General features: G+C 42.7%; 6 protein-coding genes. 3 read left to right on the forward strand and 3 right to left on the reverse strand.

Translation table 11 applies throughout. The features are described 5' to 3' along the window. Positions 1 to 43 precede the first annotated feature (43 nt). Both U0035_RS00905 and U0035_RS00910 read right to left on the reverse strand, forming a co-directional pair. Positions 44 to 3136 (reverse strand): SusC/RagA family TonB-linked outer membrane protein, encoded by a 3093-nt coding sequence (locus tag U0035_RS00905; protein ID WP_327138713.1) that lies wholly within the window; start codon positions 3134 to 3136, stop codon positions 44 to 46. A gap of 154 nt (positions 3137 to 3290) precedes the next feature. Then, positions 3291 to 4877 carry a hypothetical protein gene (locus U0035_RS00910; protein WP_114791432.1) on the reverse strand — a complete coding sequence of 529 codons (1587 nt, stop codon included), beginning with the start codon at positions 4875 to 4877 and terminating at the stop codon, positions 3291 to 3293. A gap of 372 nt (positions 4878 to 5249) precedes the next feature. Between U0035_RS00910 and U0035_RS00915 the strand changes: the two genes are divergently transcribed. Together U0035_RS00915 and U0035_RS00920 are read left to right on the forward strand one after the other, a co-directional pair. Next, a complete protein-coding gene (locus tag U0035_RS00915; RefSeq protein ID WP_114791433.1) occupies positions 5250 to 6437 on the forward strand; it encodes a glycoside hydrolase family 88 protein in 1188 nt (395 codons plus the stop codon). A gap of 198 nt (positions 6438 to 6635) precedes the next feature. Beyond that, entirely contained in the window at positions 6636 to 10745 is a 4110-nt protein-coding gene (locus U0035_RS00920; protein ID WP_114791482.1) for a two-component regulator propeller domain-containing protein, read from the forward strand. Between the two features lie 408 nt (positions 10746 to 11153). On the opposite strand, the gene U0035_RS00925 is transcribed toward U0035_RS00920, so the two are convergent. Continuing rightward, positions 11154 to 12173, reverse strand: a complete 1020-nt coding sequence (locus U0035_RS00925; protein ID WP_114791434.1) for a LacI family DNA-binding transcriptional regulator — start codon at positions 12171 to 12173, stop codon at positions 11154 to 11156. 182 nt (positions 12174 to 12355) lie between these two features. On the opposite strand from U0035_RS00925, the gene U0035_RS00930 reads away from it, so the two are divergent. Next, a complete protein-coding gene (locus tag U0035_RS00930) occupies positions 12356 to 13207 on the forward strand; it encodes a transketolase (protein ID WP_114791435.1) in 852 nt (283 codons plus the stop codon). Positions 13208 to 13234: the final 27 nt, after the last annotated feature.

Below are 13234 nucleotides of genomic sequence, written 5' to 3' on the forward strand. Positions count from 1 at the left end.
ATTTCATCAGTAATTTTGTAGCGTCATTTGCGTATAAGTATTGTTAAAAAGTGATGTCAATACCGCCCGAAATTGTTCTGGATTGCGGATACGCCGAATAATCAAGCCTTGGAGTAAGCGCGCCAAACCTGCCTACCGATACATCGGGGTCGTAACCTGTGTAACGGGTCCAGGTATGCAGGTTCTGGGCCGACAAGGTGATCCTGCAGTTTTTAAGGTGAAGCTTTCTGAGCAGGTGAGCGGGTAAGCTATAGCCCAGCACCAGGGTTTTGAGCTTAATATAGGAGCCGTCATCTACATGCCTGGAATCGATGCGATAGCCATAGGGCCGGATCAGGTTAATATCGTCGTACCGCATTCCTTCAATATCGGTATCGGTATTAGTGGGTGTCCATATATCCGTTAATGATTTCAAGCCGTTACGCCCCGCATTATAAATACTGCCAAACTCTGCTTTGTTACCATTAAGGATATCAAAATCGGATGCCCATTGAAAGAGAAACTGAAGATCGAAGGCTTTATACCTGAATGTATTGAAAAACCCACCTATATGTTTGGGATTTGGATTTCCTATTACTGTACGGTCGTCCGAATTGATAATACCATCTCCGTTAAGATCTTTAAACCTGACCATGCCCGGGCGCATATTGGTTTGGTAGGAGGGAATGCCTTCCCTGAGCTGGTAGCTGGTGCCCGATTGGGTAAAATCATCTACCTGGTAAATGCCGTCAAACTGCAAGCCATAGATCATTCCCACAGGTTGTCCTACCTGGGTAATATATTGATACTCGGTTTGTGTGAACTGGAGGTCCCATTGCGGATCTGTAAGTATACGGCTTTGCCCGGTATTTAAATGAATCGTTTTAGTACGGTTAAAAGAAACATTTATACGGGATATCCAGGTAAAATCTTTTTTCCTGACCAGCTGCCCGTCAAATGTAAGTTCCAGCCCCCGGTTGGATACTTCACCGATATTTTGCTGTACAGCGCCGAAGCCCGTGCTCAGTGCCATGTCGGCATTTAGCAAAAGATCTTTGGTGTTTTTTTGATAAACGTCTGCCGTTACATTAAAACGTTTTAAGATTTCAAGATCTAAACCAATATTGGTTTGGGCGGTGGTTTCCCAACGCAGATCGGGTACTGCCATATTGCTTTGATATGCACCGGGGGAGTAGCCCTGGTTTTCTCCCAGTATATACCCGCTTGAAGTACTGATGGCATAAAGATTAAAGGCCGAAAAGTCACCGATACCATTGTTTCCTGTTAAACCCCAGCCTCCGCGCAGCTTTAAATCGGTAATCATATCCGCCTGTTGAAGAAACTTTTCCTCAGATAATTTCCAGGCCAGCGAAAAAGAAGGAAAATAACCCCAGCGGTTCTCATTTCTGAATTTGGACGAACCATCTGTTCTGAAATTAATGGTAGCCAGGTAGCGGTTACCATACGCGTAGTTTAACCTTCCGAAATAAGATAGCAGCGTGTTTTTTGAAGCAAACGACCCTGCAATAGTAGGTGTAGTAGCTATACCCAGATTATGGATTCCGAATTCATCGGTAGGCAGGTTGGTATTTCTTAAAGTAGATGATTTAGAGGTGTTGACCTGTGCTTCCAGGCCGACCAGTGCGGTATAGGCATGTTCGTCTTTCTGATCTTTAAATCTAAGCGTGTTAGATGTGGAAAGAATATTGTTTCTATTGGTGGAAATAGACCCGTTGATTCCCCGGTCTGTGCGTTCTGCATCATAGGTTCCCTGTTTATAAAACATAGTATTTTCCCTGATGTTAGTACGGTAGTTACCCATAAGACTAAGGTCGAATTTGCGCAGGAACTTATAATTAAGCCCCAACGCGCCCGAAAGGATATCATCCGTACGTGTTTGCTCTGTCTGGCGCAAAGAAATCACCGGGTTGACAAGATAAGGGTCATTTGCAGCTAATAGGCTTTCTTCGTCGTCAATGGGCTTAAGGGGTTGAACGGGCCTGAAAGATACCGCATCTCTTATTACACTGGCTCTTGTTAACCCGGCTACCTGGAGACCGTCATAATTAAGGTGGCTGTAGTCCGCCTGGCCGTTTACTTCCAGGTTAGGAGCTATTTTATGCGTAAACTTGATGCGGTTATTTATTTTTCGAAAGGAGGAAGTGATTACGGTACCTTGCTGGTTTAGATAATTTCCGCTATATAACAGTGTAGTGTTTTTATTCCCGGTTCGCAGCGAAATTGTATGGTTATTGGCTAAAGCAGTTTGAAATATTTCGTCCTGCCAGTTGGTGCCCGCAACATTTTTGTAAAGTTCAGGATCTATCCACGAGGCGATAAACTGGTTCACGTTTACACCCGGCACATAACTGTCGTTAGCATAAGCAACGGCTTGCTGATATTTTACATATTCATAAGGTGTCATCACATCCAGCCGGTTAGGAATGGTTTGCAACCAGCCGGACGTAGTAAAATTAATGTCTGTTTTTCCGTCGGTACGCCCGCTGATTGTCGTAATCAGGATAACGCCATTGGCGCCCCTTGAGCCATAAATGGCAGTGGCTGAGGCATCTTTTAGGATGTCAAAACTTTTTATATCGCGGGTATTAATGCTCGAAACATTAAAATCGGGTAGTGGAATGCCATCTACCACGAACAGCGGGGCATTGCTCCCGGTAATTGAATTGCCACCCCTGATCACTATATTGAGATCGTCGCCGGGCGTTCCGTCGTTTGATGTAACGTCTACACCGGCAATACGACCAGCCAGGGCCTGATCAAAATTAGCAGTAGGAGCATCTGTAAGTTCTTTTGGGTTTACAGAACCTACGGCTCCGGTTAGGTCCTTCTTCTTTACGGCATCGTACCCTATAATCACCACCTCGTCCAGGTCGCCGCCGGCGGCCTTTAATGCAACATTAATTACCGACTCATTTTTTATTGCCTTTTCTGCCACTTCGAATCCGGTGTGAGAAAACAAAAGCACCTGACTGGTGTTAATATTGTCAATCATATAATGACCGTCATGGTCAGTTACAGTCCCTCTTACAGTACCTTTGATGGTTACATTTACGCCAGGGACAGGTTTGCCTTCGGTATCTGAAACTTTACCGCTTATATTTTTTTGAGCAATGGCCGGAACTGTAACCATTATCATGAAAAAAAGGATTAATTGAATTTGTTTCATGCTTTTAATTTGATCTTAATAATCTTGAGATGTTTTGATATAGCACAGCTTTCGGGAATGGTCCGCTAGCCTGGCCCGTATGGTAGAGTTAAATAAGGGCTGATACTGTCCTGTGTTATCAGTTCTACGGCTCTACTGCCCTGTAATTAAAATCAGACAGGAAGTAAATACCGCCTCTTCCCGGAGCTGCGGTATTATTTCTCAGTTCGCCTTCAAAATAAGATGCTACTTTAAAAGCAACCGTAAATGTTGGAGACAGCTGGTTGGTTGAGATATTATAAGTGCATTTCACCCATTTACCATAAAAAGTTCCCAGGGCCGGCCTTTTTTTATGGTCCGGATCGGCTCCTTTCTGGTCGCCGGGATAAGGGGTACCGGTGAATTGCGGTCCCCAGGGGGCGCCGGTCGAAACAGAGCTGCTATTTACTCCTTCAGATCGTTGACATACGATATCATCATTTACGCGGGTCCAGGTGCCATTGAGCCAGTTACCCTCGGCATCCTGTATGCTACCGCCGGCGTAATCAGTAGAAATATAGACCTCGAGATCCGTAGGAGTACGTCCATCGGACATATAAGTCTGGAAGGCCGGCATATAATAATAATTAAATGATAATTGATAGCCATATTGAAATGGCGTTAAATCCTGGGGAGTGGTAACCATCCAGGATGTTGTTGGCCTGGTTACATTCGATGAATTGTGGGTTTGTGTTTCCAGTACAGTTTGAGTAGTGTTTTCCTTAGGTCTTTCGTTTGGAGCCACCAGCGCTCTGCCATTACTATTGTCTACTTCTCCCCACATATCGTCACCGTTACCAGCCTGTATCACCTGTACTGAAAAGCCTTCGCCTCCGGTGGGGAAGGACCCGGTGGTTTTTAGTGTAGGGTAAAAGAAATAAATAGTTTCAACCGGCATTATTTCCGGTTTGTCGGTAATGATAGTGGTAATCTTATTTTCAAATAAAACCGCCTCACCGCTTATATTGCTTACCACTTTTATAGAGGGCCTTAATGTATCATATTTTGAATAGGCGTACCCCGGTGCAATGGATATGGAACCTGTTTTGTTGTCTATCCTTAGCTTGTCAGCCCCGGTTGCAAGCTCAAACGAAACGTCGGGGTTGGCATTAGGCATAATGGGTGCAGTGGTTTTACTGCTGCTATTACCATATACCAGATTTTGGTTTTTGGGCGAATATACAAGGGTGGCTGGTAACAAGGGCGCAACATGCAAATGAAAGCCCTTGTCAAAAACAGTCGCATATTCCATTCCGTTATGCTGGGTAGATACTTTAATTATAAAGTAATAATCTCCTGCGGTGAATTTATGTCCTGTTGCAATGGTGATAACGCCGTTGGATGCCGAATTAACTACCGGGATGGCTTTAATAGAAGTGCCATTTTCGTCCGTCAATCCTTCGCTGATGTTAACACTGCTATGTATACTTTCGCCGATACTAACATATTCTAAAAAAGATGCATCTAATAAATTTCCGGCGCTGTCTTTAACTCCTTCAATTTCAAAAACTGGCAACAAGCCTCCCGTTTCAATAGTGGGGGCAAATGTCACTACGGCCTTTCCTTCACGGGCATCGGCAATTTGTATATACCTTAAATTGGCCGGAGCTTTAATTGCCTGGGGTCCGGCAGACTTTCGGCATGACAGCAACATTAGCAGACAAAACAGCAGTAAAAGGTTGTTTCTTTCCATATATCAATCGTTTAAAAAATCGAAGCCGTAAAATGTTTTGGACTCTTACAGGCATTATGCGGAGCAAATATATACATCCATCCATCGGTCAGGCATGGGGTAAGTGTCCGAAAAGAGGGGGTTTTTGATCATTGGGCGCAAATAGATGCAAAAAAAACGATTAGCCGGCTTTTCAGCTCCGGACTTCGTCATTTTACACCCCCCTTTCAGGCATTTAGTCCACCCTGCTGCAGTGGTAAATAATATAACTTGCCGGGCAAACAGAGGGACAAATTGCTGATACGATACTTGCTGTATTCCTGCTTACTTTTTTTATAATCCCGTATGAAACATATTGTAATAATTAATATTCGATTGACAACTATAAATACTATGCAAAAAATCAAGAAGACTATCCATTTTATTTTGATTGCTATGCTGATGATGGCAGGTGGATGTCAACCAGCAGGTGTAAGCGAAATACGCTTAAAAGAGGCTGAAAAACAATTACGCGGTTTGCGGGATGCGGCTGCAACGGTCAATAAAAACCCGAGAACCACTGAAAAAGGCGAGATTCGCTGGATAACTTCTTCATATGACTGGACAGAGGGCTTCTGGCCGGGGACCTGCTGGATGCTTTTTGAAGACACAAAGGATCCCAGGTGGAAAGAAGCAGCCATCCGTGCCCAGGAGCTGTTTAAGGCACATAAGGATCTCACAACTGATCATGATCTGGGTTTTATCTTTAATAATTCTTATGGTAAAGCTTTCCGGGTTACGGAAGAAGAAGCTTATAAAGAGGTTTTGATGGATGCTGCACATGCCCTGGCTACCCGCTTTAACAGTAATGTAGGTTGTATACAGAGCTGGGACGTAGACGGAGGCTGGCAGAGTGAAAGAGGTTGGAAATTCCCGGTCATTATCGACAATTTAATGAATCTCGAAATGTTGTTTGAAGCATCGGTTATAAGTGGGGATGACCGGTATAAAAGTATAGCTGTTACACACGCCAATACGACAATGCGAAATCATTACCGGCCCGATGGTAGTTCCTACCACGTAGTGGATTACAACCCCGTGAGTGGCGAAATTAACGCAAGAGTAACAGCACAGGGCTTTGCTGATGAAAGCGCGTGGGCAAGAGGTCAGGCCTGGGGATTGTATGCCTATACCATGTGCTATCGCTACACCAGTGACAGGAAGTACCTTGATTTTGCGGAGAAAATAGCACATTTTATTCTTAACCATCCTAACTACCCCAAGGATGGGATTCCTTACTGGGACTTTAATGCTCCTGATATACCTAACGAAAAAAGAGACGCTTCGGCAGCTGCTATCATCGCTTCGGCCCTGGTGGAATTGAGCAGCTATACAGGCAACAAATATCTGAAAGATGCGCAGCATATAATGAATGGTTTATCGTCCGACTCGTTTCGTGCCCTGCACGGACAGAATCATAATTTTTTGCTGATGCATAGCGTGGGTAGCATTCCTCACGGGAATGAAATTGATGTGCCTTTAAATTACGCCGATTACTATTATATTGAGGCACTGATACGGCTAAAAAGCAAAGGCCTGTAATCATAAATATAATTATTCACCGACAGGTGCAAAATTCAAGGGTTATTATGTATGTTGTGGCCACTTCAAAAAAACAGTGTTGGGCTCCTAATAGCTGTTGTTTATTTTTGAATATTTTTTTTGAGATGCCTGCCAGGCTTTAAGCCGTTGTTCTTAAAGAACGCGATGAACCGGGGCGATACAAGTTCAAGAGTAGTAATGAGGCTTCAATTTATCTTTATTCTTTTGTTTTTTTGCTGCTTCATATCAACGGCACAACAGGGCGAGGCTTTGCCGGGAGATCTGAAGTTTAAGCATTTTACATCAGCCAACGGGTTATCCCAACGATCTGTTATGGCGATTGTACAGGATAAAACAGGGTATTTATGGTTTGGAACAAGAGACGGACTGAATAAGTTTGATGGTCAGAAGTTTATTGTATACCGGCATATGGCAACAGATGATGCCAGCCTGAGTAACAATAATGTGCATTCTATTTATGAAGATGATTATGGCAACTTATGGATAGGTACACAAGCAGGGCTTAACCGGTACAATCCACGCACTGATAACTTTACAAGGTTCCGGCTCCCTAAGCAAGGACGGGGTGGTCCTGACGCTATTGTTCGGAGTATAATACAGGTTAATCGAGACTTGCTATGGGCGGCCACGGATGATGGTATTATACAGATTCATATCAAAAGCAACCGGGTAGAACAGATCATCAAGCCTGACGGTTCCAATGATCTCAGCAATAAAAGCACGCGTTATTTTTTGAAAACAAAGGATGGCGCTGTATGGATCTGCAATACTCAATTTATCGATGTTTATAACCTGGCTAAAAAAACATTCAGTCGTATACCCTACCCGCGTAAGAGCAGTAACAATATTCATTTCAATGACCTCCCCACTTTATATATCGATAGAAAAAATACCATATGGTTAGGATACGAGCAGGGGTTGGCTGTTTATAACCCTCAAACCGGAAGCTTTAGCGATTTCGAATTCAATAGCAAAATAGCTGTATCGTCAGCTGTTCGCAGTATTTGTGAAGATCTTACCGGCAATTTGTGGATCGGCAGCTACGCCGGTCTGTACATCCTGGATGCCGCACATAGTAAGATCAGTCATATTGTTCACGATGAAAACAACGCCACCAGTCTTAGCCAAAATTCCATCTATAAGATCATCCGTGATTCCAGGGGCGATATGTGGCTCGGAACCTGGGCCGATGGACTTAATTATTATAATAAAGATATCGGAACCTTCAAAAGCATTTCTTTTGGTAATGCACCTAATAAGCTTAACTATAAAGTTGTAAGCGGAATAGCAGAAGACCTGCAGGGGAATTTGTGGATAGGCACAGAAGGCGGAGGACTGAATGTGTATGATAAAAATTCGCTGCGGTTCAGCTATTTCAAACATGAGCCTGATAACCCTCACAGTCTGGCTGCCAATAATGTGAAGTCAGTTATTGCTGCCGGCAACGGCCATATCTGGCTGGGTATGCATGATGGGGGAGTTAATGTACTTGACCCGTCTCAACAACCATTCCGGTTTAAAAAAATTGACTTTAGCGCTCCCGGTGCCATTCCCCTGAAAGGATATAAGGTTTTGACTTTATTGGAGGACAGGAACGAAAATATATGGATTGGCACTTTAACCGGAGGCCTGTGTTTTTATAATACCAGGAAGCAGGAGTTAACCAAAACAGATAATGATATCCGAACCGTTATGAGCATAGCCCAAACGGCAGATCCCGAGGTGCTGGCCATTGGCGGAGATAACGGGCTTGAAACGATCAACATCCGTACAAAAAAAAGAGTAAAAATACCCCTGGAGCAGATTGTTAAGCGCAATACACCATTATATGTAAACTGCGTTTTTATTGATGCTTTTAATATATACTGGATAGGTACAGAAGGTAATGGTGTTTTCATGTATGATCCCGAAAAAAATGAAGCAAAGGTTTATGGTACGGGCGAAGGACTTCCCAACGATATTGTATACGGTATATTAGCCGACGAAACGGGCAATATCTGGGTAAGCACTAATAATGGTATCAGTCGCCTCGAAATTTCCTCCGGAAAGATCAAAAACTTCAGCCAGCAGGACGGGCTTCAGGGCAATGAGTTTAATTATGGCTCTTTCTTCAGGTCACGCAGCGGGGAACTTTATTTTGGAGGGATTAACGGGCTCACGTATTTTAATCCTGCCGCAATTAAAAAAAATAATTTTGTGCCTGTGATTGATATTGCTAACCTCGAAGTAAACAATATGCCCTACCTGCGAATAACGGATGCGATTCCGGAAGTTAGCCTTCGTTACAATCAGAATAATTTCAGTATTGAATTCACTGCCCTGAATTACATGTATCCTGAAAAAAGCGAATTTGCTTACAAGCTGGAAGGCATGGATCGGGACTGGATATATGTAAAAAATGAAAGAAGGGCAGTGTATACCAATATTCCCGCGGGCCATTACATTTTTAAAGTAAAAGGCGCTAACAGCGATGGGATATGGAACGAGGAAGGAGATGAGCTTGCAATAAAAGTACAACCTGCACCATGGCAAACCTGGTGGGCTTATGCTATATATACAGCAATTCTTTTAGCCGTTGCTTTATACATCAGGAAGTTAATTGTGTTACGCGTGAGGGAGAAAAGAGAAACGGAACGCATCGAACAAAGGAACCGGATGAAATTGAGTCTCTTTAGCGATATTTCGCATGATTTCCGTACACCGCTGACACTTATTGTCGGACCTTTGAAAGAGATGTTGGATAAGAACGAAGGTGATGCGCACATTAAGCAGCAGCATGCTATCATGTACAGAAATGCCGGCATGCTCCTGCAATTGATCAATGAAGTACTTGATTTTACAAAAATGGAATCAAACGCACAGAAGCTGGAAGCATCGCAGGCTAATCTGGTTCATTTTATGCAAGACATCAAAATGTCATTCGATGCGCTTGCGGCTACCAGAAATATAGGCTTTGACCTAATTGTTGAAAACGATATTCCCGGGATTTGGTTTGATCAGGTTTTAATAAGAAAGGTTCTTTTTAACCTGCTGGCAAATGCTTTCAAATTTACAAATGCCGGCAAAAGCATTACTATTAAGATTAGCTCCACCGGCAACCAGCAGGCAGCTTTTAAAAACTATGTAGCTATCGACGTGATTAACTTTGGTAATGTTCTGTCTGCTGATCAGATGGCAAGGATATTCGACCCGTTTTATCAATTAGATCATAAAAACAAATACCAGGGATCGGGACTTGGATTATCGTTAGTAAAAAAACTGGTTGAACTTCATAAAGGTGCGGTTACCGTTAAAAGCTCTGCCGAGCAGGGCACTTGCTTCACGGTATTTTTGAGGCAGGGGTATCAACACTTCTCAAAAAATGAGCGAGCCGGCAGGCTAAATTACAGCCTGGACGACCTAATGGTGGATGCAATTGCCGGGGATTATAAGGCACTGAATGATGAACCGGGCATACGAACGGAAGGCGCTATTGCAGTTCAGGACCGGCCCCTATTATTGATTGTGGAAGATAATGCCGATGTGCTGCAATTCATTCGACAAATATTTATTGACTCCTGCAATGTTTTAACTGCCGGCAATGGCGACGAAGCACTTTTGCTGGCAGCAAAATACCCGGTTGATCTTATAATAAGTGATGTTGAAATGCCGGTGATGAATGGGTTCGAGTTATGTAATGCCATTAAAGGTAATTTAATCACCAGCCATATTTTTGTCATTTTGCTCACGGCCAAAACTTCACCTGATCACCAGCAAAAAGGATATTCGATTGGTGCAGATAGCTATATTACCAAACCTTTCGATGCCAATATATTACGTATACATGTGGCCAACCTTTTAAAAACACGGGCCAACCTGGCTCTTAAATTTAAAAAAGACGCCATTTTAGAGCCTGGGAAATTAAATCTTAGCTCCCCTGATGAAATTTTCCTGGAGAAAGCTATTGCTTTGGTTGAAGAAAATATAGAGAACCCGGAGTTTAATGCCAATATGTTCGTAGCCAAAATGTATATGAGCAGAACCGTGCTATATACCAAGCTGAAGGCATTAACCGGGCAAAATATATCTACGTTCATTCGTACCGTCCGGTTGAAAAAAGCAGCGCAATTTATACTGTACTCTAATAAAACCATTTCCCAGATTGCTTTTGATGCAGGCTTCAATGATTTAAAATATTTTCGTGAAAGCTTTAAGGAGCTGTTCAATCTAACTCCGTCTGAATACAAAAAGCAAAAATCGCCTGACAGGTCAGCTAGTGATGAGAATAAACCGAATACAGAGTCTTAGAATATTTTTAAATATATAATCGTGCCGGTGTAGGATTATAATTTTTAAGACCCGACCGGGCAAAATATGCTGAGGCAAATAGGCCTGGAATAAGCATTATTTCGATAAATTTTTAGATAAATGCCTTTGGGTATTTGTTGTTAATATCTATTCATTGGTACCGGCCCCATATATCTTGAGCAAAAACTACAATGGGGTGAATGCATCGGGCGGCAAACGGTTATAGCCATCGTTTTTAAAATAAAACAGGCCAAAGAGTAAAAATTCCCTGGCCTTGCGATTGCGTAAAAGCGATTGAAATTTTTGCAATCAACGATTGAAAAGCAAAAATACAAAAATATGCAATCGATTGTATTTTTATTTTGTTTTTATTGTTATTTTGAATGATTAACCGGCATACATTGGAAGTTAAATAGATCTTATTGAGGACCGCCTGATAATAAGCTCAGAACGGATGATTATCCTGAGTGTTTTTTTAGTGTCTGGATATAGAAGTTGCTGAATCAGATTTTGGGCAGCGATTAAGCCGATGTCATACCCTGAATAGCTTACGGTAGATAGCTTCGGTTCTACTATTTCAGCGACGGGGTCATTGTTGAACCCAACGAAAGCGATGTCTTCCGGTATTCTTATACCAGCACTTTTCAGGGCAATCATGCAGGCTACAGCGCCGTTATCGTTAGCTGCAACTATACCGTCAGGACGCTTTTTCATAGCTATTATTTGTTCAGCTGCGTTTAGCCCCGACTGATGATCTAATGTATTGAAAAGAAGATTTCTGTCGGTAACTTTCTTTCCGTACTTCAACATCGCCTGCTTAAATCCTTCATATCGCTCCTTGTAGATGTGGAAGTTTGTATTTGCCGTCATATGTACCAGGTACTGGCATCCCTGTAAAATAAGGTGTTCTGTAGCTTTAAATGAAGCCGATACATTATCAATGGTAATTGCTGGATATTCGTAACTATCCGGAACACGGTCAAAAAAGATGACCGGTATATCCTTATCAAAAAAGTTTTTGAAGTGGTTTACGTCGGGGCTGTTAAAGCAAAGCGATACAATAAGGCCATCTACCCTGTTCTGGAACATCGTCTTTACATTGATAATCTCTTTACTGTGCAGTTCGTCAGATTGTGTTATGATTATATTATAACCATGTTGATTTGCAATCTTCTCAATTCCCGATATGGCTGAAGACATAAAATGACTTGCCAAACGGGGAAGTATGACGCCGATGATATGTGTTTTATTAGACCGCAGGCTCCTGGCAAACGGGTTACCCTGGTATCCCATTGCATCGGCAGCTTCAGCAACTTTTTTTATTGTTCTGGAATTGACCCGTGGGTCGTTTTTCAGCGCCCGGCTTACAGTAGCGGGAGACAGGCCGAGCAGGTCTGCAATATCGTAAATCGTAATTGCCTTGTTCATGCAAGTAAAGTAAAAAAAATGTCGCCGGCAATATAGGGCTCAATCGGAAGAATAGAAAGATTTCTTAGCAAAATAAATGCAACCGATTTCATTTTTGATTATTTATACATATTTTTGTCCGTAGCAATACTGCTTTAGTCAAATCCTGGTCGGATCTATTAAATTTTTTAACCAATTTTCAAATGAGTAGAGAACTTTCAATTGCCGGGTTAGAAGATCTGGCAACCCAGGTAAGGCGTGATATTGTACGCATGGTTCATGGCTGTCAGTCTGGCCATCCGGGCGGATCGCTGGGGTGCACAGACTTTTTGGTAGCCCTTTATTTTAAAATAATGAATCACGATACATCTTTCAGTATGGAGGGCGTAAATGAAGATTTATTCTTTCTGTCCAACGGGCATATATCGCCGCTATTATACGCAGTGCTCGCCCGTAGCGGTTATTTTGATCCTGCAGAGCTCAGCACATTCAGAAAGATTAATTCAAGGTTGCAGGGACATCCCACTACGCATGAAGGATTGCCTGGTATACGAATGTCGTCCGGTTCATTAGGTCAGGGTCTTTCAGTGGCCATAGGAGCTGCGATTACAAAAAAAAGAAGAAATGAAACCAGCCTGGTTTTTTCATTACATGGGGATGGTGAGCTGCAGGAGGGCCAGATCTGGGAGGCGGCTCTTTTTGCTCCTGCCAAAAAGATAGATAACCTGGTGGTTACCATTGATGTGAACGGACAGCAAATAGATGGTTCTACCAACGATGTATTGTCGCTGGGCGATTTAAGGGCCAAATGGATGGCCTTTGGATGGGAGGTAATTGAGCTGGAGGGAAATAATATGAAGGAAATAGTAGAAGCACTAACCTTTGCAAAGAGCAGGACTTTCAGGGGTAAGCCTATTGTTATTTTAATGCATACAAATATGGGACATGGCGTAAGCTTTATGACGGGGTCACATAAATGGCATGGCATTGCGCCCAACGATGAGCAGCTTAACATGGCGCTGTCTGAACTTTCCTCAACCCTGTCAGACTATTAAGATCCTACTACCCAATAATTTAAATAG

The organism is Niabella yanshanensis (assembly GCF_034424215.1).
GTDB classification, from domain to species: Bacteria; Bacteroidota; Bacteroidia; order Chitinophagales; family Chitinophagaceae; genus Niabella; species Niabella yanshanensis.